The sequence below is a fragment of the Bacillus sp. FJAT-49711 genome (assembly GCF_018343715.1).
Classification (GTDB): Bacteria; Bacillota; Bacilli; order Bacillales; family Bacillaceae_C; genus Lederbergia.
Genome location: NZ_JAGYPL010000007.1, coordinates 1,480 through 25,263, shown reverse-complemented (window position 1 = coordinate 25,263; position 23,784 = coordinate 1,480). Strand labels below are relative to the sequence as shown.

Annotated in this window: 24 protein-coding genes, 1 rRNA gene and 1 pseudogene (1 of these 26 only partly in view); 12 read left to right on the top strand and 14 right to left on the bottom strand. The window is 38.4% G+C overall.

Annotated features, from left to right (window positions below):
- Positions 1-268: 268 nt before the first annotated feature.
- The gene (locus KHA96_RS21820) at positions 269-853 is read left to right on the top strand and encodes an RNA polymerase sigma factor (RefSeq protein WP_213131459.1); all 585 of its coding nucleotides are present in this window, start codon (positions 269-271) and stop codon (positions 851-853) included.
- A complete protein-coding gene (locus KHA96_RS21815) occupies positions 840-1,607 on the top strand; it encodes a DUF4367 domain-containing protein (protein ID WP_213131458.1) in 768 nt (255 codons plus the stop codon). Before KHA96_RS21820 ends, KHA96_RS21815 begins: the two co-directional genes overlap by 14 nt.
- Before the next feature lie 84 nt (positions 1,608-1,691).
- Here KHA96_RS21815 and KHA96_RS21810 read toward each other — a convergent pair whose 3' ends face one another.
- The 6 genes from KHA96_RS21810 to KHA96_RS21785 all read right to left on the bottom strand — a co-directional run bounded on the left by KHA96_RS21810 (position 1,692) and on the right by KHA96_RS21785 (position 7,586).
- A complete protein-coding gene (locus KHA96_RS21810; RefSeq protein ID WP_213131457.1) occupies positions 1,692-2,846 on the bottom strand; it encodes an ABC transporter permease in 1,155 nt (384 codons plus the stop codon).
- A gap of 12 nt (positions 2,847-2,858) precedes the next feature.
- Positions 2,859-4,070, bottom strand: a complete 1,212-nt coding sequence (locus KHA96_RS21805; protein ID WP_213131456.1) for an ABC transporter permease — start codon at positions 4,068-4,070, stop codon at positions 2,859-2,861.
- A gap of 10 nt (positions 4,071-4,080) precedes the next feature.
- Entirely contained in the window at positions 4,081-5,016 is a 936-nt protein-coding gene (locus tag KHA96_RS21800) for an ABC transporter ATP-binding protein (RefSeq protein ID WP_213131455.1), read from the bottom strand.
- 153 nt (positions 5,017-5,169) lie between these two features.
- Positions 5,170-5,826 carry a response regulator gene (locus KHA96_RS21795; protein WP_213131454.1) on the bottom strand — a complete coding sequence of 219 codons (657 nt, stop codon included), beginning with the start codon at positions 5,824-5,826 and terminating at the stop codon, positions 5,170-5,172.
- Positions 5,826-7,004, bottom strand: coding sequence for a sensor histidine kinase (locus KHA96_RS21790; RefSeq protein ID WP_213131453.1), 1,179 nt, complete (start codon positions 7,002-7,004; stop codon positions 5,826-5,828). Before KHA96_RS21790 ends, KHA96_RS21795 begins: the two co-directional genes overlap by 1 nt.
- Positions 7,005-7,115: 111 nt before the next feature.
- The gene (locus KHA96_RS21785; protein WP_213131452.1) at positions 7,116-7,586 is read right to left on the bottom strand and encodes a DUF6147 family protein; all 471 of its coding nucleotides are present in this window, start codon (positions 7,584-7,586) and stop codon (positions 7,116-7,118) included.
- Positions 7,587-7,909: 323 nt separating this feature from the next.
- On the opposite strand from KHA96_RS21785, the gene mgtE reads away from it, so the two are divergent.
- Positions 7,910-9,277 (top strand): magnesium transporter, encoded by a 1,368-nt coding sequence (gene mgtE / locus KHA96_RS21780; RefSeq protein WP_349305827.1) that lies wholly within the window; start codon positions 7,910-7,912, stop codon positions 9,275-9,277.
- 29 nt (positions 9,278-9,306) lie between these two features.
- Here mgtE and KHA96_RS21775 read toward each other — a convergent pair whose 3' ends face one another.
- The 5 genes from KHA96_RS21775 to KHA96_RS21755 all read right to left on the bottom strand — a co-directional run bounded on the left by KHA96_RS21775 (position 9,307) and on the right by KHA96_RS21755 (position 15,956).
- Positions 9,307-10,695 (bottom strand): glycoside hydrolase family 18 protein, encoded by a 1,389-nt coding sequence (locus KHA96_RS21775; protein WP_213131451.1) that lies wholly within the window; start codon positions 10,693-10,695, stop codon positions 9,307-9,309.
- 449 nt (positions 10,696-11,144) lie between these two features.
- A complete protein-coding gene (locus KHA96_RS21770; protein ID WP_213131450.1) occupies positions 11,145-11,771 on the bottom strand; it encodes an FMN-dependent NADH-azoreductase in 627 nt (208 codons plus the stop codon).
- A gap of 15 nt (positions 11,772-11,786) precedes the next feature.
- Entirely contained in the window at positions 11,787-12,527 is a 741-nt protein-coding gene (pflA, locus tag KHA96_RS21765; RefSeq protein WP_213131449.1) for a pyruvate formate-lyase-activating protein, read from the bottom strand.
- Between the two features lie 136 nt (positions 12,528-12,663).
- Positions 12,664-14,892, bottom strand: coding sequence for a formate C-acetyltransferase (pflB, locus tag KHA96_RS21760; protein WP_213131448.1), 2,229 nt, complete (start codon positions 14,890-14,892; stop codon positions 12,664-12,666).
- A 431-nt stretch (positions 14,893-15,323) separates the two neighbouring features.
- The gene (locus tag KHA96_RS21755; RefSeq protein ID WP_213131447.1) at positions 15,324-15,956 is read right to left on the bottom strand and encodes a class D sortase; all 633 of its coding nucleotides are present in this window, start codon (positions 15,954-15,956) and stop codon (positions 15,324-15,326) included.
- A gap of 187 nt (positions 15,957-16,143) precedes the next feature.
- Here KHA96_RS21755 and KHA96_RS23205 point away from each other — a divergent pair, with 187 nt between their 5' ends.
- The 3 genes and pseudogenes from KHA96_RS23205 (at position 16,144) to KHA96_RS23200 (ending at position 16,984) form a co-directional block, all read left to right on the top strand.
- Entirely contained in the window at positions 16,144-16,347 is a 204-nt protein-coding gene (locus tag KHA96_RS23205) for a glycoside hydrolase family 5 protein (RefSeq protein WP_249315870.1), read from the top strand.
- 54 nt (positions 16,348-16,401) lie between these two features.
- Entirely contained in the window at positions 16,402-16,482 is an 81-nt protein-coding gene (locus tag KHA96_RS23435; protein WP_349305829.1) for a hypothetical protein, read from the top strand.
- 7 nt (positions 16,483-16,489) lie between these two features.
- Positions 16,490-16,984 (top strand): annotated as a pseudogene (locus KHA96_RS23200) (glycoside hydrolase family 5 protein).
- A 61-nt stretch (positions 16,985-17,045) separates the two neighbouring features.
- Here KHA96_RS23200 and KHA96_RS21745 read toward each other — a convergent pair.
- Positions 17,046-17,732: a hypothetical protein gene (locus KHA96_RS21745; protein ID WP_213131446.1), complete on the bottom strand. Its 687-nt coding sequence runs from the start codon at positions 17,730-17,732 to the stop codon at positions 17,046-17,048.
- Positions 17,733-17,867: 135 nt separating this feature from the next.
- Between KHA96_RS21745 and KHA96_RS21740 the strand changes: the two genes are divergently transcribed.
- From KHA96_RS21740 to KHA96_RS21730, 3 genes are all read left to right on the top strand, one after another.
- Complete coding sequence (locus tag KHA96_RS21740; RefSeq protein WP_213131445.1) at positions 17,868-18,308, top strand: DUF2521 family protein; 441 nt, start codon at positions 17,868-17,870, stop codon at positions 18,306-18,308.
- A gap of 67 nt (positions 18,309-18,375) precedes the next feature.
- Complete coding sequence (cwlD, locus tag KHA96_RS21735) at positions 18,376-19,086, top strand: N-acetylmuramoyl-L-alanine amidase CwlD (protein WP_213131444.1); 711 nt, start codon at positions 18,376-18,378, stop codon at positions 19,084-19,086.
- A gap of 352 nt (positions 19,087-19,438) precedes the next feature.
- Positions 19,439-20,497 carry a P-loop NTPase gene (locus KHA96_RS21730; protein ID WP_283248490.1) on the top strand — a complete coding sequence of 353 codons (1,059 nt, stop codon included), beginning with the start codon at positions 19,439-19,441 and terminating at the stop codon, positions 20,495-20,497.
- A gap of 70 nt (positions 20,498-20,567) precedes the next feature.
- On the opposite strand, the gene gerD is transcribed toward KHA96_RS21730, so the two are convergent.
- Complete coding sequence (gene gerD, locus KHA96_RS21725; RefSeq protein ID WP_213131443.1) at positions 20,568-21,182, bottom strand: spore germination lipoprotein GerD; 615 nt, start codon at positions 21,180-21,182, stop codon at positions 20,568-20,570.
- Between the two features lie 343 nt (positions 21,183-21,525).
- On the opposite strand from gerD, the gene KHA96_RS21720 reads away from it, so the two are divergent.
- Positions 21,526-22,176, top strand: a complete 651-nt coding sequence (locus tag KHA96_RS21720) for a KinB-signaling pathway activation protein (RefSeq protein ID WP_213131442.1) — start codon at positions 21,526-21,528, stop codon at positions 22,174-22,176.
- A gap of 13 nt (positions 22,177-22,189) precedes the next feature.
- Here the strand turns inward: KHA96_RS21720 and KHA96_RS21715 are convergent, their stop codons facing one another.
- Positions 22,190-22,939 carry a polysaccharide deacetylase family protein gene (locus tag KHA96_RS21715; RefSeq protein ID WP_213131441.1) on the bottom strand — a complete coding sequence of 250 codons (750 nt, stop codon included), beginning with the start codon at positions 22,937-22,939 and terminating at the stop codon, positions 22,190-22,192.
- Between the two features lie 153 nt (positions 22,940-23,092).
- Between KHA96_RS21715 and KHA96_RS21710 the strand changes: the two genes are divergently transcribed.
- Together KHA96_RS21710 and KHA96_RS21705 are read left to right on the top strand one after the other, a co-directional pair.
- A complete protein-coding gene (locus KHA96_RS21710; protein WP_213131440.1) occupies positions 23,093-23,332 on the top strand; it encodes a hypothetical protein in 240 nt (79 codons plus the stop codon).
- Between the two features lie 224 nt (positions 23,333-23,556).
- Positions 23,557-23,784: ribosomal RNA gene (locus KHA96_RS21705) — 16S ribosomal RNA — on the top strand; it runs 1,468 nt beyond the window's last position.

The following is a 23,784-nucleotide window of genomic DNA, read 5'->3' as shown; positions in this document are numbered from 1 at the left end:
ATGAGAAGATGCTTGTCTATATATCTTCCATCTTCGAATATTAGTCCAAAGTTAGGCGTAATGAATTCCATCTAAATTTTCTCCACTAGGCTGAAGTATTATCCATTTATTTTCATTGTAACGAGCTTTGAAGTTTGGATCTATCGTTACAATCGATGGATAAGACCTGAACTTCCCGCAATTCTCATGAAACTTTTACAAAAGCCAGCCGTCTTAAGTTATAATAAAAGGAAAATTGAGGAAATCTTCACTGAGAGAGGGTGTGGGGATGATAAATAGGTTAGTGCAAAAACTCCTTAAAAAAGATCGTGAGTCCGAGAGAGTCATCTTCGAAATGTTTTACCAACGGGTCTATTATACCGCGTACTACATAGTTCAAGATCGAGAGCTGGCCCAAGACATTGTACAGGAAACCTTTCTTAAGGCATTTCAAAATATGCATACAGTTAAAGATGGCGAAAAATTAGGAGCTTGGCTGGCTGCGATTGCATCCCGGACAGCCATCGATTATTTAAGAAAAATAAAAAAGTGGAACGAAGTTGTCGCAGAAGATCATGTTATTGATGAACAGCTTTCAAAGAACGATGATTTCCATTCTACTGTTGAGACGATCGTTGAAAAAAAATTCCTTAAAAATATACTTCTTCGAGAAATTGATGAACTTAAACCAGAGCACAAGCAAGTGTTGATTCTAGCATATCTCCACGATATGAAATACGATGAGATTGCAAAAGCATTAGATATTAAAGTGACGATGGTCAAAACACGTATACATCGTGCGAAGTTAAAATTAAGGGAAGCGTTGGAAACACAGCCCGATATGAGGGAGATGATGCATAATGCCAAAATATAAAGAAATCCATTTGGATGAATTGATCCGTGAAGTATTAGATGAAAAAATGAACGACTGCCCCACCCCATCTTTGACAGCGTCGGAAGCATGGAATCAAATACAAAAGCAAATGGATGGAAAAAGGGAAACAGCACACCCGCTTCGTGCTTATCGAAAGCATATGTTAATTGCCGCTTCTATGTTATTCATTCTTATTTTTGCTGCAACTCCCCAATCTAGTGGCGCTTTTAATCAATTGACAGATATCTTTCATACTGTTCAAGGTAATGTTGTATATTTATTCGGGAAATCAGACGGCAGTAGTAAGGAAGGGGAGCCGGGCGAAGGAGAAGGATTCGAAGTGATCGAAGACTCGGAAATAGTTTCTAAGCAAATGAGCTTGGAAGAAGCTAAAAATGCCGCGCACTTTCCTATTTTAACTCCTAAAAATCTCTCTAATGAATTTAAATTAGAAGAAGTGACCGTCATGGATGGCTATGAACAGAAGGTTGAAGCAATTTACTTAAACTATGTTGGCCCTGATAAAGGCTTTATTTTAACTGAAATGCCGCTTGAGCATCAATTTGGATTTGGTTCCGCGATGGATAAGGACGACGTGACGATAGAGGAGATTAACATCAAGGGACAAAAGGGAAGCTTAGTAATTTATAAAAATGGCGATGCCCAGCTTATTTGGATGACTCAAAGTCATTATTTTTCAATTGAAGGCAATTTATCGAAAGATGAAATTATCTCAATAGCAAAATCAATTTAAGAAAGGTTCCTCCGTTTTAATGGGGGAACCTCTTTATAAATCCTAGCAAAATAATAGGATAAGAAACGGTTTTATATATACCCACTATTCAAATCGAATTCTAGTCATTCCTACAACGAGAAAAACTAACGTAATGGCTAAAAGAATCCCGCTCGGTACAAGTATATCGATTACGGTTCCACCTCTAACCGATAACTCGGCAAATCCCTCTAAGCCCCAATACTGTGGAACAAACTTAGCGATTTGTTGCATAACATTTGGCATGATTTCGAGTGGCCAATAAACACCGCCAAGCATACAAGTTGAAATAATGATTAAATTCCCAAATACGGATTGCTGCTCTGACGTTTTGACAAAGCCAGCAATAAAGAGACCCAATCCAATCGTACAAAGTAATAGACTAGAGACAAGGACAATGATGCCTAATAAATTGCCCCAATTTACGTGAAATACGAACTTTGAAATAACCATTAATACGCCAAATTGAATCCATCCTATGAGGAAAAAGGCTAGTAGATATCCAATTAACAGTTCCTTTTTTGACGTAGGTGTTGACATGATTCGATACCAAACTCCCGTTTGTCGAGCCTCTAATAATACTCCCGTACTGATAAGCATCGTAATCATGACAAACATGATCGTAAATCCAGCAGAGCGAGCGGTCATATTGTTCATTGTCGTAAGTTCTTTACTTTTTGTGACCGCCACATTTTTGATTCCTGCTGAGCTTGCAAGTTGACTAGTCATTTTCTCCTGGGCGCCTTTCCAGCTATCTCCTGTTATATCTTCATAAGTGCTTGAGGCTGCAGCGATTATTCGCAGTTTAATCATGCTGTCGTTAATCACTTGTTCAATCATCTTTGCACTGTTAAATGAAGGGGAGTATACAAAAACAATGTCTGGCACCTCATCCTTTAGTACTTGTTCCTCAAAACCTTCATCAATTCGAATGTATCCCGTTAATTTCTGGCCATCGAATTTTGTCTTTGCATCGTTGGCATTCTCAATACTTATATCGATCATATTTTTACTTTTCAACTCATGGATCAATGCTTGTGATAAGGTTGATTGATCGTCATCTACCACCGCGATGCTAGGTTTTACTTCCGTGTCGCCAGAAAAAAGCGCTCCAAAAATAAAGGTGAACAATATCGGCATCCCAAACATAAGGAGGTATGATTGTCGCTTTTGAAACATTCTTTTTAACTCAAATATCATGATGGCGCTTATTCTTCTCATTTTTTCCACTCCTTATCTTGGTCTTAATTTGATCGACCCAATAAACAATGCAACGAATCCACTTAATAATAGGACCGTAATAGGTAACATAAGTGTGTTCCAATCTGTTCCATTCATAATCTTTACTAAACTATCAAGCGCCCATTTGTTTGGTGCAATATTCCCGATTAGTTGTAAACTGCTTGGGAATGCTGCAAGTGGTATCATCGAGCCGCCTAATAATGCTAATATTTGAACGCCAATACCACCGACAGTATCAGCTGTTTTTTCATCCGTAATGATTCCGGCGATGATCATGGAAAAGCCTGAAACGGAAATCGAAAATGCTAACCCTAATGTAATTACTTGTAAAATATTGCTTCCCCAGCTAACTCCAAACAAATAATGTGTGGCGAGCACGAACACGATAAATTGTAGAAAGGAAAAATAAAAGGTCCCTAAAAATTTTCCGAGTATGATAGAGGAGCGCACGATTGGACTGCTCATTAAACGGGCTAATGTTTCTGTTTTTCGTTCCTGGATAATCGACTTTGCCCCAATAGTTGTATTGAATAAAACGAACATCGCACACATCGCAGCGGCATAATATTGCATACCTGAAATGGGTTCCTTGCCATCCTTCTCTGAAGCGACAACGTTTAAATCAGAGCTTGCAATGTCAGAAAGCTCCGTTGCAAGACCTGCAATAACGTTAGTCATATCAATATTTTGATTTGATGCGGGAACAGCAGTTAATTCTTTCGATACTACCTCTGATGCAATTGATACGGATTTAACTCGATTAATAAAAGACGATGTGATTGAGTTCATAATGGTAGATTGGGTTTCTTTTTCAGGGTCGCTGAAAATCGTAACGTCCTTAATATCATCCTTTATTAAACTATCTCCCCAACTAGCCGGGAGGACGATTCCAACATCAATATGTTGCTTTTTTAAGGCTGTTTTTAAGCTAGCTTCTGTTTTATATTCTTTAAGAGTAATACTTTCCTTTAATTCCTCGCCTTGCAGCACTTTATCTACGTACTGCTCTGTTAAATCATCTGTGGAAGATACGACGATACCTACGGTCGTATCTGGGAGTGAACCACCATCTTCAAATAGTCCACCTAAAGCTGAACCAAGGATGGCTGTTAGTACGATCGGCATTAGTAACATGCTAATAAAACCTTTGCGATCTCGTAAGCGTATTTTCATATCTTTCCATGCGATTGTAAAAGCTCTCATTTAAATCCCCCTAGTCCCGTAATGAGCGCCCCGTCAATTGCAAGAAAAGGGTCTCAAGGTTAGGCTCTTTAATTTCCACTGAACCAATTTTCAATCCATTATTTACAGCTGCGGACATTATCGAACCTAAAGTCTCATACGGCTGTCCTGCAAAAACTTCGATGATATTTGATTCTTCCTTCTTCACAATGTCGCTTACGCTTTCTAGACTTTTTATCGCTTCTATTGCCTGCAAAGAATCATTTTCAACTGTTAATTGAATGAACGCCCCGCCGACTAGCCGGCTGCAAAGCTCCGATTGAGTACCGATTGCAATGACTTCCCCGTGATCGATTATCCCGACACGATTGCATAAATACTCTACTTCCTCCATGTAATGGCTCGTGTAAATGATAGTCATTCCATTTTCATTTAGCTTTTTAACGGTTTCTAAAATGTGATTCCGCGATTGAGGGTCAATTCCTACTGTTGGCTCATCCATAATCAGCAATTCGGGTTCGTGCATTAAGGCGGCGCCGATATTGATTCTCCGTTTCATTCCGCCAGAGAATGTTTCGATTCGATCTTTAGCCCGATCCTTTAAACCAACAAACTCTAATACTTCTTCCGCACGTTTTTTTGCCTGTGCTCCTTTTAATCCATACATGGCTCCCCAAAACAGTAAATTATCTCTTGCCGACATCGTTGGATAAAGGGCAATTTCCTGTGGGACAACGCCAATTTTTTTCTTAATGAGCATCGGTGACTTTTTAACGGATAGATGATCGACCACCACTTCTCCTTGATCGTACGGAATTAGTCCACATATCATCGAGATGGTGGTGGATTTTCCTGCACCATTTGGACCTAAAAGTCCAAACGATTCACCTTTTTCAATTGTAAAAGAAACATTTTTTACGACTTCTTTTTTTCCATACGTTTTCTTGAGTTCTTTAACCTCTAACATCGTTCCACATCCTTTTTATTCAATCCGAATTTCAACTACTCACAGTATAACGTGTATCCTTTCTGTTCAAATCTCTCTCCAGATAGATTTTTCCATAAAAAAATACAGCTATTTTAGCTGTATGTCATAGGACCCTATGCCAAAAGTCATCGATCAGAAGGTAGATACATGATACCGTACAGCAAAAATAGCTGCTTGAGTCCGATCTCTTAGCTCGAGCTTATTAATTAAATTGGAAACGTGATTTTTAACGGTTCCTTCCGATATGAATAGTTCATTAGCAATTTCTTTATTGTTTAGTCCGAGTCCGAGTTTACTTAATACTTCAAGTTCCCGTTCCGTTAAGTCATGTATCAATTTTGGAACGTCAGCATCATGATCCGTCGCCTGCTTCTTTCTCATTTCTTTCAAGATCTCTGCCGTTAAATCCCGAGGCAACACCATTCCTCCCGATTGAACTGTCATGATAGCCTGGACAATCGCATCAGTCGGCATATCTTTTAATAAATAGCCGCTTGCCCCTTCTTCAAGAGCTTCAAAAATCATAGAACTATCATTAAAGGTCGTGAGCATCAAAACTTTAGTGTCGGGAAGGGCAGAGGTAATCAACTTTGTGCCTTCAACTCCATTTGCAATGGGCATTCGAATATCCATCAACACGATATCAGGGCAAAGCTGATTTGCCTTTTCAAATGCTTCCTTCCCGTTCGATGCCACTCCGATTACATCTATTTCAGGCTTTAGATTAAGAATTGTTGCGAGACCATCTCTCATTAATTCCTGATCATCCACTATTAAAACCTTTATCATTATGCTCCCCCCAGCTGCCATTGAATCTCCTTCAGTGGTAAACTCATTTTTACGATAAATCCTTCTTTTGGATTACTTTCAAACACTATTAGCCCTCCATGTTCTTGGACTCTTTCCCGCATATTTTTCAATCCAAATCCTGGACTAACCTCCGTTGATCCTGTCCCATTGTCTTTAATGAACGTATCAACGGTAGAATCAGTAATCTCAATGGTGACATGACATTCAGTTGCTTCTCCATGTCGGACAGCATTTGTAATTGATTCTTGAATGATGCGAGTTAAATCTAATTGAATCGAAGGGGGTATTTGAGAAGCATCTCCTTTTATATGAAAATTAGATTTTAAACCTGTCATTTCTTGATAGTCTTCAAGAATTTTTCTTGTCGTTGCAATAAAAGATCGGTTCTCATCTTTTAAGGTGCGGACAGATAAACGCAATTCCTGCAGGGCATTTCTCGCCAATTCCTCACAAAGGAGTATTGTCTGCTTGCTCTTTTCAGGTTGAATATTTTGGAGTTCCTTCGCTACTTGCAACTGAATGAGCAATGCTGTCATTTTATGTCCAACGGTATCGTGAATCTCTCCTGAAATTCGGTTGCGCTCTTGGATTAGAGTTAACTCTTCAACTTGATTCGAATAATGATGTAATTGTTCATGAGCATCTTTCAAAGCATGATGTGTTTTTTGAAGCTCGTCATATTGTAATTCAATTTTTTCTTGCGCATGTACTAGTTTGTGGATGAGTCGGCCGACAAAAGCTTCAAAAACGATAAAAGTAAAGTTAATAATATTTTCCATTATATCAAGGCTGCCCGTCATTTGATACGAGTAGAAAATACATAAGCTCCACATGAAGAAAAAGGCAAGAGTAAATCCCAATATGATTTGTTTATTTTCAGCAATAAGAAAAAGCGTTACAGCATTAACCCCGAATAAAAGTAAATAGATTGTCGAGCCCGGGAAGAGAAAAACAAACCCTAGAATAAAAACGGAATCGAGTGTAAGAGCTAAAATGAAATACTTTTTTACTAGGGGGGTAACCAATAAAAAGTGATTGATACAAAAAACTATTACAGCTGCATAGACAAATACTGTTTGTGCCGTTGTATGGCTTTCAACGGAGAGATAGTAGATGCAGCTGAGCAAAATAAACATAATTAATCGAAGACTGCTCAAAAGGGATAATCGCAAAATGTCACCTCTATCGGTTTATAATAATTATTTATCATTATAAACCGATATGGTGAGATAGGATATACGCAAAATAAAAGAGGTTACCTTAAAGTCTTACTCTACGATTACATAAGTAGAGATGCTAACATTTTGTTCAACAACTCCCCCATGCATGACTCGGTGAATCCCCCACACTCGGTAGTATGAACCTTTCAAAACCTTTGCCTCTTTAGAAAGTGATACGATAGAGGAAGAGTAATTCGTTGCATTCCCAAGGGAAAGCACATCCACCCAATGTCCACTCGAAGAATCCCAACGCTGCAGTGTCAGATCGATCTTTATATTATCGACTGGCCGATAAGCTTTCGTATCTCCCGTTACCCGCACTTGCGTACTAGAGATCTTCTGAATATATGTATTACCACTCATAAAATATTTCGACGCTTGAATCGCATTATGATCTTTTGTACTCCCGGTTCCAACGGACATAGGGATTTCATCTGCCGAACTTTCTTCCGCTGGCATAATGAGGGTAAAGAACATGACCGCCGCCAATAAAAGTCCTAGTCGCTTTAAAGATTTCATTGTATTTTCCGCCCCTTTTTCAAAAATAGTATAAGTATTAAGTTTGTACTTTGATTTTAGAATGTTGTTTTCCAACTCCAGCCTCTAGCAAACTTCCTGTCTTACGTAAGTCAACATCGGAATCGCCTTTCATGTCCGTCGAGTCTCATTATCTGCCTTCCGCTCTAAAGTTTGTATATCGATGAGCAATGTTCTTATGCTTTTATTATTCATCAGTACATAGACGGACGTATTAATAAAATTGTTACCAAATGTTCTGAAAAGTTTTTAAGAAGTGAAAAATGGATATAGAATGCTATGAAAGATTGTGACAAGGAAGGGAAGTGCTCGTCATTATCACAAGAGAGAAATTAGAAGAGGAAACATTAGAAGTGATTGAGAAATTACAAAGTGAAAAATTTGATGAGCTAAACGAAGTGTTTCGAAAAAAGCGTCCTTATGATATGAGTGCTGTTTTCCAGAGCCTTCCTGAAAAGCATGGCATATCACTACTTCATAATTTGGATGAAACGACTATTGCGAGTATGATGCAAAAGATAAACACCATGCAAAAGCTTGAACTGCTAGGGAAAATAGGACCCGAAAAAGCGAATAAAGTGTTAGCTTTACTTGATACAAATATTCTCACTCGATTGCTTAAAAAATACCCACAAGTTCAACTGAAAAAGTTTCTTGAAGAAATGGAAGAATCGAATGCTAGTTATGTTAAAACAATGATTGATTATCCCGATGATACTGCCGGCAGTTTAATGTCAAATCGGTATATCTCTATTGAAGATAATGTAACGGTACAAGATGCAATTGATAGGATTAGATCTCTTGCCCTTTACTCGGAGGGCAATAATCATTTGTATCTTGTTGATAAAGAAGGAATATTGACTGGATCGGTTCCATATAAAGATTTACTTCTCTCAGATCCACATGAAATGTTACGGAATATTATGCTTGAGCAGGTCATCTCCGTATCTGTATCGACAAAACGAGCTGATATCGTTCGACTGCTGCAACGGTATGATTTTATAGCACTGCCTGTTGTAAGTGAAGAAGGAGTGCTCGTGGGAATTATTACATTTGACCATATGGTAGACGCACTTATTCAAGAAACGAGTGATGATTACGGGAAGTTTTCTACTGCGAGTAAGGAGATTGATTTTGAAACAAAACCATTTACTGCAGCTGTCAGGCGGCTGCCATGGTTAGTCATTCTGCTTTTTATCGGTTTAATTTCCGGTAGTATCATTTCAAAGTTTGAAGGGACGTTGGAGAAGGTAGTAGCCTTGGCTTTCTTCATGCCTCTAATAGCCGGGATGACTGGAAATACGGGAACTCAGTCGCTCGCGGTAGTAGTACGAGGCTTGGCGGAAAATGAAATTGATGCAAAGACGGTCTTTAAATTGATATTGCGGGAATTTCGTGTAAGTCTTATCATTGGCGTAACATGTGGATTTCTCATTTCGATTATTGCTTTCATTTGGCAAGGAAATATATTTTTGGGCATAGTCGTTGGCGGGTCTCTTCTACTTACCCTTATACTCGGTACGATGGCAGGGACGGTCATCCCGCTCGTTTTATATAAATGTAAATTGGACCCGGCTGTAGCGTCAGGTCCTTTAATCACAACCGTAAATGATATTTTCTCGCTTATTACGTATTTTACAATCGCTTCCTTATTATTATCAAAGCTGACATAGTGAAACAGCACGCTCTAATGAGTGTGCTGTTACTTTCTTTTTCTTATTATGACCAAGAGGATAACAAGTAAGATGCCCATGGTAAGGAAGTATAGCCAATATAAAGGTTGTGCTTCTTCTTTTATCGAATCTTCCTTAATCGGCTCTTTAGTCGATTCCAGCTTAGGGAACCCAAGCTCATCACGGATTGTAGTCATTAAAGTTTGCGACTGATCATCTTCACTTAATTCCCAAACCATCGCTCCAGCTAAGGCATTGTTCATAATAAAATGTGTTTTTTCCTTTAATGATTCGGGATCATCATACGAAATAAATTCTTTGTTTACTTCACTATAAAGGTAAGGGACCTTTGCTGTATGATTCCAATAGCGTTTAAAATTTTTCCTATTAATTAAGTGTTCTTGAAGGTAGTTGTAATCATAAGTACCCGGTTCTAGATTGCCGCCGCCATTGCCTGAGCAGGAATAATAACCTCCATTTTCCCCTTCGTTTTCGGGATTACAATTTCCCCAGGACCGACCGTAAAAAGGGAGGCCCAATACAAGCTTATGTGCAGGCACCCCATTGTCTAGATGCCCTTTGACAGCAGCCGCTACGTTATGAGGATGGACATCGTATTTTAGCGCTTTCGGGTCTTCGAAAAGGGGCGCGTTATGGCCTGTAACCTCGGACCAACTTCCATTAAAGTCATACGTCATAATATTGATATAGTCGACAATCTTGGCAATCTTGTCTAATTCAGTGTTGTCTAAATAAGAAAATCCAGCACTTGATGCGATCGTAAGTAAATATCTTTTCCCGTTTCCTTGTTCTGCTTTATTGAGCGCACTTCGGATTTCTTGCAGTAAAAGTGTGAAGTTTTCTTTATCTGAAGGATCACGATGATTATTCGGCATTCCACCACTGACAGGATACTCCCAATCAAGATCAACCCCGTCCATATCAAATTTTTGAATATACGAAACAGCTGACTCAGCAAATCGTTTTCGGGTTTCTTCCGTTCGTGCCACAAGCGACAAATTCATAGACCACGACCAGCCGCCGATGGAAATCAACGTTTTTAATTGGGGGTTAATATGTTTCAACGTTTTTAAATTTTCCAATTTAGGAATGTCCGTAGCTGGGGCACCCAAAACGACAGTTCCGTTTTGAATATCATTTCGATAATTGCCTTTGAGATCTGTGCAAGCCAGCAGCTCATTACTGCCAGCTTCCGGGTTTCCGTGTGTACCATCCCAGCATACATCAGCAAATGCATAATTGATGTGTGTGACTGATAGGGGATTGAAATTTTTAAGTGGAGTCCACCCGGCATAATATCCAATTATGACATAATTTTGTTCATTTGCTTTGATAAGAGAAGAGGGGAGAAGTGAAAAAAAGAATATTATAGTGATGAGACCAGTGTAACGAACCATGAGACCTCCTTATGAAGCAATTATATGTGCATTTAGTTTACCCCTGAGATTCAAACGCATTCAAGGGGGGAGATGCAACTAAAGAAGTCTAGTGTCTTGAATGAAGCTTATGGATGAAAGACAAATGTGACTTTTAAAAAAGATAACTCAGGACAAGAATCGTTGAAAAGGGAGGTAGCAGTCCTCAGATGACAGGACTTAGGACAAGAATCATTGAAAAGGGGGATAGTAGTCTTCAGACGGCAAAACATAGGAAAAGAATCGTAAGAAAGAAAGAAGTTGCTAGAGTCCTCAAACAGTAAAACAATGGACAGGGCTTTTAAAAAGCAAAGAAATGGCTAAGTGTGATTTCTAAAAAGAAAGTAATGATAAAGATAGCCTTAAATAAAGTTCTTTATAACAGAAAAGTAGGTCGAGTACTAATTCCATTTTCGACCTACTTTAAGTATTTAAAAATCAACTGCTATGTTGGTTAGTTTTTGCCTAGCTTCTACCAAGATGGATTCAGTTTGATTAGGATCGATATCTAATCCTTCTGCAATAACAGGTGTAAAGTTTTTCAATCCCATAAAGCCCATTATCGTTTTAAAATATCGATAAGAGTTTTCCATTTCAGCTGCAGGGCCTTCAGAATAGATACCGCCCCTAGCTTCTATGAGTAATAAAGGCTTTTCAGGGACAAGGCCGACTGGTCCATTCTCAGTATAATGGAATGTTTTCCCTGCGATGCAAATCGTATCGATGTAAGCTTTAAGCATTGGTGGATATGATAAATTCCAAAACGGTGTGGCAAAGATAAGCTTATCTGCTTCTAAAAATTGACTCGTAAGTTCATCCATCCGCAAGGCTTTAATCATTTCGGTTTCTGTTAACTCTTCATGAGCCGCAAATTTTCCCCAAGCACTGAAAACATCGACATCCAGAAAAGGAATATCCGCTTTGTATAAATCTAGCTTTTCAACCGTGTCTTCTGGATGGTGCCGTTTGTATTCCTCTATAAAATGATTCGCTAACATAGAAGATCTTGATTGTTCATCACTTTTTGGATTCACTTTTATATATAAAACATTTGCCATGCTTCATCATCCTTTCTATCTGTTTGTCAAAATGTCATAAGCCCATTTTACTTTTTCGTCCGCTGGTGTTTGTACGCCTTTAAGTTTATATTCAATTCCTAATGCATCATATTTATAAACCCCTAATTGATGGTAAGGGAGAATTTCCACTTTTTCTACATTCGATAAAGAATGAATAAATGCTCCAAGTCTTCTTAAATCCTCTTCGGAGTCCGTATAGCCTGGAACAAGAACATGACGCACCCAGACAGGCATGTTCTTTTCTTCAAGATAGTGGGCAAAGTCTAGGATGTGTTTATTTGAAACAGACGTTAAGTTTTTATGTTTGTCTTCGTCAATTTGTTTTAAATCAAGTAAGACAAGGTCGGTCACTTCCATTAATCGATCAAGAGATTTCATAAATCGCTCTTTCCGAGTAAAACACCCACCAGAACTATCAATTGCTGTATGAATCCCAAGCTTCTTGCATTCTGTAAATAACTCAATGAGGAAATCAACGTGAAGGAGCGGCTCTCCGCCACTGACCGTCACCCCACCATTCGATGCTTGTAGAAACGGTAGATAGTCTTTAATATCCTTCATCAATGAATCCACAGACACTTCCTTGCCCTCTCCGTTTCCAAATGCCCAAGTATCGGGATTATGACAATACAGACAGCGCAAAAGACACCCCTGCGTAAAAATGACATACCTCAACCCTGGACCATCCACAGTCCCGCAAGACTCAACCGAATGAATACGAGTTTGGATCTTCATAACCTTCACATCCTCCTTCTTTAGGGTGCATTGTACGAGTGCCTGGCACTCGCACAACTCTAACACAATTCTAAATTGTGCGAATTGGACTGGAATTGTTTGAGTGCCTGGCACTCAAACAATTCCGCTTGGCTTGCTACATTGTTTCGTGGAACGTACGGTTAATAACGTCGATTTGTTGTTCTCTTGTTAGTTTGATGAAGTTGACGGCGTATCCGGATACACGAATTGTAAGTTGTGGGTATTCTTCTGGATGTTCCATTGCGTCGAGTAAGGTTTCTCGGTTGAATACGTTAATATTCAAGTGATGGCCGTGTTTAATGATGTATCCATCCAGAATGGCCGCTAAGTTGGAAATTCGCGTATCTTCTTCTCTTCCGAGTGCTTTAGGTACGATGGAGAAGGTGTTTGAAATTCCGTCTAATGCATATTCATATGGCAGCTTTGCAACAGAGCTTAAAGAGGCGATTGCTCCTTTTTGATCCCGTCCGTGAAGTGGGTTGGCTCCTGGTGCAAATGGCTCGCCTTTTCGTCTTCCGTCAGGCGTATTACCTGTCTTTTTACCATAGACAACATTAGATGTAATGGTCAATACAGATAAAGTTGGTGTTGCTCCGCGATATGCTTGATGTTTTTGGAACTTATTCATAAAGGTTTTGACGAGATTGACTGCAATGTCATCGACGCGAGGATCGTTATTTCCGTATTTCGGGAAATCTCCTTCGATTTCAAAGTCGACAACAATTCCATTTTCATCACGTATCGGTTTTACTTTTGCATATTTAATGGCGCTTAAAGAATCGGCAACGACAGATAATCCAGCAATACCGCCTGCCATGGTTCGTAAGATTTCACGGTCATGAAGAGCCATTTCAATTCTTTCATAGCTATATTTATCATGCATATAATGAATGACATTCAATGTGTTCATATACAGCCCGGCAAGCCATTCCATCATATGATCAAATTTTTCCACAACGTCTTCATATTGCAAATACTCGGTAATCACAGGTGCATACGCAGGACCAATTTGAGCTTTTAAGATTTCATCTTTACCGCCATTAATCGCATATAGCAATGCTTTAGCAAGGTTTGCACGAGCTCCGAAAAACTGCATTTGTTTACCGATCGTCATCGCGGATACACAGCAGGCAATACCATAGTCATCACCATAAATGCCTCGCATGAGATCATCGTTTTCGTATTGAATAGAGCTTGTTTTAATTGACATATTTGCACAATACTTTTTAAAATTTTCCGGAAGCAGAGTAGACCATAGAACCGTTAAGTTTGGCTCTGGAGATGGTCCTAAATTATCAAGGGTGTGCAAGAATCTGAAAGAGTTTTTCGTAACGAGCGGTTTCCCGTCAAGACTGATTCCACCGATAGATTCTGTTACCCATGTAGGATCTCCACTAAACAATTCATTGTAATCTGGTGTTCTAGCAAACTTCACTAAACGTAATTTCATAACGAAATGATCGACGAGTTCCTGCGCTTCGCTTTCAGTTAAGATTCCATTTTCCAAATCTCTTTCAATATAAATATCGAGGAAAGTAGATACTCGACCTAAACTCATTGCAGCGCCGTTTTGCTCTTTAATGGCAGCTAGATAAGCAAAATATAACCATTGGAATGCTTCCTTCGCATTTGTAGCTGGTTTTGAAATATCGTAGCCATAAATTTGAGCAAGTTCTTTCAATTCGCGAAGAGCACTGATTTGTTCAGCCATTTCTTCACGGTCACGAATCACTTCTTCCGTCATCGTTCCGCTTCCGATTAAATTAACTTCCGCTTGTTTTTGCTTAATTAAGAAATCAATCCCGTATAAGGCAACTCTACGGTAATCCCCAATAATTCGGCCCCGGCCATATGCATCAGGAAGACCCGTAATGATACCCGCTTTCCTAGCTAATCTCATTTCTGATGTATAAACATCGAAAACCCCTTGGTTATGTGTTTTACGATATTTTGTAAAAATCTCTTCTACTTCATCTTCTACTTTGAAACCGTAAGATTCAGCCGCTGCCTCAGCCATACGAATACCGCCAAATGGCTGCAAAGATCTTTTAAAAGGTTTTTCTGTTTGGAATCCAACAATTTGCTCTAGTTCTTTTTCTAAATATCCAGGACCGTGGGAAGTAATGGTAGACACAACTTTCGTATCCATATCCAACACGCCGCCATTTTCACGCTCAAGCTTCGATAACTCCATCACTTGCTTCCATAAAACATTTGTAGCCTCTGTCGGTCCTTCTAAAAATTCCTCGTTACCCTCAAAAAGAGAGTAGTTATTGACGATAAAATTTCGAACATCCACTTCCTGCTGCCAGCGACCTTCCACAAATCCTTTCCAATGACTCATTTGAAGCCCTCCTTGATATTTAAAATGAAGCAATAATGTAGATTGAAGATATTGTGAAGTATTGAGCAATTAAAAATACAATTGTGAAATGGTGAGCAATATCCTCACGTTTATTATAGCACCTTTTTATTTTTAGTGGTATTGGTTTTATGGCAAATTGTTGTCTAAATTTAAAAATGTAACAAACAAAAGTGGTTTTCTCCATTTTTTTCAGCTATAGCGCCTTTCGATAACAAATATTCTGCTATCTGCTAAGAAAACCGGATTTGCCTTACAGATCCACGTGAAGAAGACAGAACTGTTGCAGCTTATACGGATGGAATGTGAAGGGGAGGCGACTGTACCTCGCTGCCCAAGCCTGCAATAGAAAGTTGCTTTCAGACTCGTTTTTCCCAGAAGCCTTCCGCTTTTCATAGCTCAATGTATTTCCTTTATCTAGCAGGCAGGCCAGCAGCTTGTACGTCGATGGGCAAGGCGCTTACACTCATCTTGGGATAAGCATAAATAATAAAGCGATCTGGAGCATTACCGACAAATTGAAATGGGTAGCATGTCGTCACAGTGAGCACCTCTTTGCCATCAGTAGGGGCAATAATGGTTAGGTCTTCAGCGTCCACAATTTTAGTATTGTCAATAATATATTCATACTCACCATAAGGCATCTTTACAATAAATAAATCGCCGATTTCAAGCTCCCCAAACTTTCGGAATACTGTATCTCTATGGCCGGATAATACAATTTGATTTTTTTGACCGGGAAAAACCGTTCCGGGATAATGGCCAACACCGCTTTTTAGCTCTTCTTCGTCAACTCCGTGTAAAATAGGAATCTCTCTATCCAATGTCGGGATTTCCAAAACTCCAATGACCTCTCCTTTTTCAGCGCTAAAATCAACATCGATTTTTTGAGCAAGTTCCGTTTTCTTTTCAATATGTCCTATTTTTGTTTGTGCTTCTTGAAGTGCCTTTTTTTGCGATATTTTCATATCAAACATTTGCCAAAGACTATATAGGACGATTAAGCCGCCTAAGATAACAAGAAGAAATGATAATTTTTTTTGCATATGCTGAATTCCTTTTTGTGAGTTTAGTTATGATCCACTTAAAATCTTTCATTATTATAAAATATAACAGCCTTTTTTAATAATGGAATAGGAGTACTTGTTTCTCCAATATTATTATTCTATACTATTTATTCGGAAAGCGGTTACACCATTTCTATTAAGATCCTAAAAATAGGGAGAAATGGCGATGCAATTAATGGCCGGAAAACTTAAAATTTTAAAGGAAAATGGAATAATGACTCTTTGTAATGAAAATGGCAATCCCATTCAATTACGAGGAATGAGTACGCACGGTTTGCAGTGGTATCCTGAAATTATAAATCATAATGCTTTTGCTGCACTTTCTAGTGATTGGGTCGAATGTAATTCGACTTGCGATGTATGTAGGTGAAAATGGGTATGAGGCCAATCCGGATGTAAAAAAAAAGTAATAGATGGTATCAGGTTGGCAAAGGCAAATGATATGTATGTGATTGTAGATTGGCATGTTCATATGCCCCGGAGATCCAAATGCCGCTATTTATAGTAATGCTATGGATTTCTTTAAAGAAATCTCTACAATGTTCCTAAATGATCCAAGTATTATTTATGAGTTGGCGAATGAGCCGAATAGCGGGGAACCCGGTGACTCCAATGATGAGGCGGGCTGGGAGAAAGTTAAATCGTATGCAGAACCGATTATTAAAATGCTCCGAGATAGAGGAAACGAAAACCTTATCATTGTAGGAAGCCCAAATTGGACATAGCGTCCTGATCTTGCAGCTGACAATCCAATTAAAGATGAAAACACAGTCTATTCCGTACATTTTTATTCAGGTTCACATTTAGCTTCTACTAATAGCCATGACAGAAATAATGTTATGAGCAATGTACGTTATGCTCTTGAGAAAGGTGTAGCTGCCTTTGCTTCGGAATGGGGAACGAGCGAAGCAAGTGGAAATAATGGCCCATATTTGGATGAGGCCGACGAATGGCTAAACTTCCTTAACGAAAATAATATAAGTTGGGTAAACTGGTCACTAACGTGATCCAATTGACCGTTGAAAATGAACATCTCAAAAGCCTTAACTATACGGGGTTAAGGCTTTTTCATTCACTTATACCTAAAATATCTTCTATCTCATTAGACAATACTTCACTTTCATGGTTATACCAAAAATATTTTTCTCCATCAAAAAAGAACGGTATCTTTTCAGCAATCGGTGCGGAAGTGTAGACAAGGATGATAAAAGAACTCATTTTAGGATCTGAATAATCAAATGCTACAGTAGAATCGGGAATCCCTGAATGGAAAATATCAATAAGGTGAGAAATATCCGTTTTTTCGGTGATGGCTTTCCTAAAAATGAATTGGTTGTAAGATACTTCATCAAAAATTTGAATCTTTGCAACATCATCATTATTAATAGAAGAAAAATTATTCCTATTGTCTTTTTTGGCATAGATTTTATACCCATTTATTGAATCCTTGTCTTTAACTGCGATTAAATTTGAATCGTCTTTTATTTCGTACAGATCAGTTCCAGCAGGGAGATAGGCAGCATCGCCATCTTTAGATGTATAATTAGGATTCTTAATATTACCATCTAATGTATGTTTTATTTCACCAATTTTTTCTCCAATTAAATCGGGATCAGAAATTTCTAATTGGCTTCCTATATATTCATTCCCATCAAACTGCAAAAAGTCAACCCAATCAATGATTACGTTAGAGTGAATTAACTGATTACATCCCGTTAAAAAAAGGATACATGCTATTATTAAGTACTTCTTCATTTATAAATCCCCCTTACACTGTATAGACGATTTAATGTTAAATAATGTTTCGATTTCCATAAATCATTTTTTCATTACAATGTGCATGACTTCTTCCCGTTCGTTGAAACTATGTGAAGGAGGATGTGAAGTAGTATGAATGTCATGACAAATTTTGCAGAAAAAAAACGTGAAAAACAATTATATAATGAGCGCAAGCTTTTACGTGATTTATCAATAGAAGATGTAAAAAAAAGTATGATCGTCCACTTTAATGCAATGCGAATTGGAATCGCTCCTTTAGATGAAGGAGTAGAAGAAGCATGTTTTGATGTTGCGATTGAAGCGTATTTAAATGGGGGTGAATTTAGCCGTTTTACGATTCATGGTGAAACGATTGATATGGCGAAAAAGAGATGTCATCAAGATATCACTCATTTTATCGATACATTATATTATTTTTTGCTTTACTGGGATTTTGGAAAAAAGATGATTAGTGATGAAGATACGTTTATAGCGTGCGAGCATTTTGTTAATTATTGGTGGGTTAATGGTTATAGAAAAGGAGAAAGGAGATACAAATTGCGCCTTCACTAGGTTTCCGTTCTAAAAAATACTCTTGTCCCATATGCTTTTACGAAGAAAGCATGAAGGGGAAGATCGAATGGGTAGAAAAGCAAAGATCATTTTATTTTTTGTAGGAGCAGCGGTACTATTTCTTCTTATTCAATATAAGTTTTTGCCTAAGGATTCTTTCGATACGTGGAATCTCCCGCTGACAGGAAAAATTATTTATTTAGATCCTGGGCATGGCGGCCCAGATGGGGGAGCAGAAGGCGGAGAAACGCAAGAAAAAGATATCGCATTAAATGTTTCCCACAAGCTCCGCGATTATTTGCAGGAGCAAGGAGCACTCGTGTTAATGACGAGGGAAACCGATACTGACCTTGCTTCCCCTGATACAAGAGGATTAAGTCGACGTAAAACAGAAGACTTGCATAAGAGACTGAAAATAATAAATGAATCAGAAGCGGACTTATTTTTAAGTATTCACTTGAACGCCATCCCTTCTCCGCGCTGGAGTGGTGCTCAAACATTTTATGCACCTCATAATTCCGATAATAAAAGGGCGGCCAAGTTTATTCAACAAGAGTTAGTGTTAAGTTTAGGCAATACAACAAGGGAAGCAAAAACGATTCAACAAATTTTTTTGTTGAAAAATGCAAAAAAACCTGGGGCATTGGTGGAGATTGGGTTTCTATCGAATCCAAATGAACGCGAATCATTAAAACAGGACGATTATCAGGAAAAAGTCGCCTTCTCTATCTATAAAGGCATCATGCGTTATTTTTCAGAGGAAAAATCACTAGAATAATTCGGGAGATTCCCGGATTTTTTTTTGAGCGGTGTCTTGCCTACGATAAGTCAACATCAATTCGCCTTGCAGGTCCAGCTTCAGGCGCCAGCCCCTCGAGGTCAAATAACCTGAGTCAATAAAAGTCAAAGAGCGACTTTTTTTGCCTCAGAACATTTGCTTGTCGTGGCTGATTGGGCGTCTTCCGCTTTTCGTGGCTCATTGTGTTTCCTTTATCTCAATAAGAGGCCTTGAAGTTTGTACGTTGATGAACAGGCGCTTCCGCTTTTATGTGAGCGTATAACATTCTTTCAAAAGGTCATTATGATATACTGAAAAAGAATGAAAACGATGATAAGGAAGGTGTGAGACCTTGATCACTGAACAGCAAGCATATGATTTGGTAAAAAAAATGGAAGATCCATTACTACATAAAACACTTGAGGAAACGAATGGTATTCTTGAAGTGAAAGCAAAAGAAGAAAAAGCACATGTTAGTGTAAAAATAGCTCTTGCAAAAACGGGGACACCTGAACAACTCCAATTGCAAATGAAAATTGTAGATACATTAAAAAAGGCGGGAGCAGCAACTGTAGGAATTCGCTTTGCCGCCCTGTCTGAAGAAGAATTGGAAAAACACCGCGCCTCTGGAGATTTGCAAAGTGATGCTGCTGGTCTACTTTCTCCGAATAGCAAAACAACGTTTATTGCGATTGCAAGTGGTAAAGGGGGAGTGGGTAAATCAACTGTTTCGGTTAATTTAGCTGTTGCCCTCGCTCGCCTTGGAAAGAAAGTCGGATTAATTGATGCGGATATATATGGATTTAGCGTTCCGGATATGATGGGAATTACGACGCGTCCAAAGGTAAAGGGAAATCAGATTATTCCGGTCGAACGCTTTGGTGTTAAAGTAATATCAATGGGATTTTTTGTTGAAGATAATTCTCCTGTCATCTGGCGTGGTCCGATGCTTGGCAAAATGCTTAATAACTTCTTTACAGAAGTCGAGTGGGGAGAGCTAGATTATTTATTGCTTGATTTACCGCCTGGAACCGGAGATGTTGCTCTTGATGTCCACACCATGCTGCCGAGCTGCAAGGAAATCATTGTAACAACCCCGCATCCAACTGCAGCCTTCGTTGCGGCAAGGGCCGGAGCAATGGCATTGCGCACGAATCATGAAATCCTTGGCGTTATCGAAAATATGTCTTATTTCGAAAGTAAATTAACTGGAGAAAAAGAATTTGTTTTCGGTCAAGGCGGCGGGGATAAGCTGGCAGACGAATTAAGAACGGAACTTTTAGGGAAGCTTCCTTTACAGCAGCCGGACTGGAATGAAGAAGATTTCGCTCCTTCTATATATGATGCAAATCATAGAATTGGCCGTATTTACGGTGAAGTTGCGGAAAAGATGGTACAAATATTAGGATGACAAAAAGGAGCATTTTACCCTCAATAACAGGGTAAATGCTCCTTTTTCAAAATTGAAATGATTGGTTTTATTATTGCCCGGCGCCTCCCTCTCCTCCTTGACCATCACCTTCATCTTCTTTCTTATCTGACTTGCTGCCTTTTCCAGCTTCTTCCGCTGCTTTTAATAGTAAATCTTGAATTTTTGCTTTATAAAGTGGACTTTCAATTGTTTCCGTTACTACCTCTCGCATTTGTTCGCGGAACTCTTTGCTTTTTAAGGCCTTAGAGAAATCCTTTTGCATTTCTGGATTTTGAAAAATATCCATTAATAATCCTTGATAGTCTGGATCTTTCATTAAACCCTTCAGTAAGGCTTCGTGTTCCTTTTTCATACTTTTCGCTATAGAGGCTGCAAATTTAGGATCTTCGAATGCTTTTCTCCAAAAATCCTCACCCTTTTCAGAAGTGAGTGTTTTTTCAATCGTATCTGTAACAACCGCTTGGTCCATAATCAATTGTTGTTTCATTTCCTCGTCTTTCATCATATCTTGAAGTGCCTTCTTGCCTTCATCCGATTTTAAAATATCAACAATCATTTTTTTCGTTTGATCATAATCTGATTTTGCATTTCCTGGTTCATTGCCACTACAGGAAGTGAGAGTTAACAAAGCAATTAACAGGAGCAAATAAACAGTTTTTCGCATGAAAGAAGCTCCTTTCTAAGACAATATCCCTTACATTTAATATGAGATTTTGTGAAGAATTTATGCACAATCTAGACAATCATGGCTTTTTTATATGAAGATTGATAAAATCGGTTTGTTAAGTAAAGGCTATTTCCTTAAAATTTGTTGTTTTTGTAAAAGCCCAAGAGCCGGCTTTTACACCTAACGAGGAAGTTTAGCGGTTCTTATTAAGCTAGAAGCTCTTTTTCCATTTAATCATTTTTTCCAAGGTTAAAAATCTATATCTCATTATTTAGATTTACATCAAAGACAACAATGTTTGGGAAAAGAGCCTAAGTATATAGATGGGGGAATTTAGGAAGTGACTATTAGGAACTTGATTAAGTTTTTATTTAACTCACTCATATTGGGTGGATTGATAACAGGTATATTAGGATTTATTATACGTTGGAGTGAATTCCAACCTTATTTTACAGAAATGAAAGTTGGGGCTATTCTATCTACATTTATTTGGCTTGTTGGGGTGGGGTTCATTTTTGCCGTCGTTAGCCAAGTTGGTTTTTTTGCTTATCTATTTATTCACCAGTTTGGACTAGGCCTATTTAAGTCTATATGGAATGCTGTTCAGCTTGTTTTAGTGATTTTTGTCTTATTTGATCTCATTTATTTCCGCTTCCAAGCTTTTGCGGGCGAAGATGAAAGTCTTCTTCCATACATTGGCCTAGCTGTATTTATTTTGATGGCAGCATTGGTTGTCGCTTTTTTCAAAGCAAAAATGACAAATCGAAATATTTTTGTTTCTGCGTTATTTTTCATGGTTGTCGTCACTATTTTAGAATGGCTTCCAGTATTGCGTCCGAATGATGAAAGTTGGATATACTTAATGATTTTCCCACTAATTGCATGCAACGCCTATCAAATTTTAATGTTGCCTAAATATAATCGTTTATCAGCAGAAGAAAGAGCAAAAAGAAAATCGAATATACAAAATAAAAAAGCGATCCGGCAGTGATCGCTTTTTTATTTTATGGTACTAATGTCGTTTTTACCTTCCCATTAGCTATAAGGATTGATAGAGTTACGAGTTGGTCTTTTTCCTTAATGATGGAAATGACAGCGGGAAGCGCCTCTGCTGTTTGTGTTGCAGAATCCGAAGCATGCATTAAAATAATATCTCCCTTTTGCACCTTTTGGACGTTTTTCACAATTTTAGTGACTCCTGGGTTTTTCCAGTCTTGTGAATTAAGACTCCAGTGAACAACTGTTAATCCTAGTTGATTTGCAATTTTAAGTGTCCGTTTATCGAAATGTCCAGTTGGAGAGCGGAGAAGAGCTACATCCTTTATGTCCAGTTTTTTTAGAACATCTAAAGATCGTAATATATCCTGCCTTACTTTCTCGTCTTCCAACTCCGTATAATCTTCGTATGCATACCCGAGACTACCTATTTCGAACCCCATTTCCTTAATTCTTTTCACAGTATCTGGATGTCTTTCCGCCCAGGCGCCAGAAAGAAAAAATGTAGCAGACCGTACATCACTTTTTTTCAAAACATCAAGGATTGGTTCGGCTTGAACATCCCCCCACCCGATGTTAAACGTCAAGCTTATCCCTTTTTCTCCTTTATAAATAGCTTTCGGGTCATCCTTTGTACCAAATACCGGGGTATGAAGGGTAGCTTGAGAGAAAAAAAATAAGGCTGTAAAAAAAGAGATTAATACAACGAATAACCCTTGCTTTACCTTACGGCCATTTAAGGTAATAAAAAAATTCATGCCAATCCTCCTCATCTGCCTGTCCATAATAGTCTATGTACAATAAGGCTATTGATATGAATGTAAAAGATGATTAATCTGTTTTGGAGCCTCATAATTTCAAAGAGAAATGGAAATACATAACTATACAATAGAAAACATTGGGGTGTATATATGCTTGGCATACTTTTAAGCGATCAAGATAAAGAAGAGATCATTTACTTATTAAAAAGAGAAATGGATGAAATTTTATTTGATTTAAAGGATACAAGAATTGAATCAATTGTTAAACAGTCTATGCAAGCCCGCTATAAAACATTATTCTCTTTATTTAAACGAGTAGCGTCACAGCATGAGTGTATGAGGTATATTTTACCCTCTTCAAATAAATGGAGTGGAACAGAAAATAAATAATAAAAAGTCATTGACATGCAGAATGAACCTTGTTATAGTAATAAACGTTGCTGAAAAAAAGAGTTGAATGACTAAATAATAAAAATAAAAAAACTCTTGACGAGCATTTGTAAATTTTATATAATAACAAAGTCGCTTAAAAAAGCAACGTGTTTGATCTTTGAAAACTGAACGAAACATAACGTCAAAATTTTTTTGCAAGACCAGCTAATGAGCTTACAAACTTTAATGAGAGTTTGATCCTGGCTCAGGACGAACGCTGGCGGCGTGCCTAATACATGCAAGTCGAGCGGATCTTTAGGAGCTTGCTCCTAAAGATTAGCGGCGGACGGGTGAGTAACACGTGGGCAACCTGCCTGTAAGACTGGGATAACTTCGGGAAACCGGAGCTAATACCGGATAACTTCTTTCCCTGCATGGGGAAAGGTTGAAAGACGGTTATGCTGTCACTT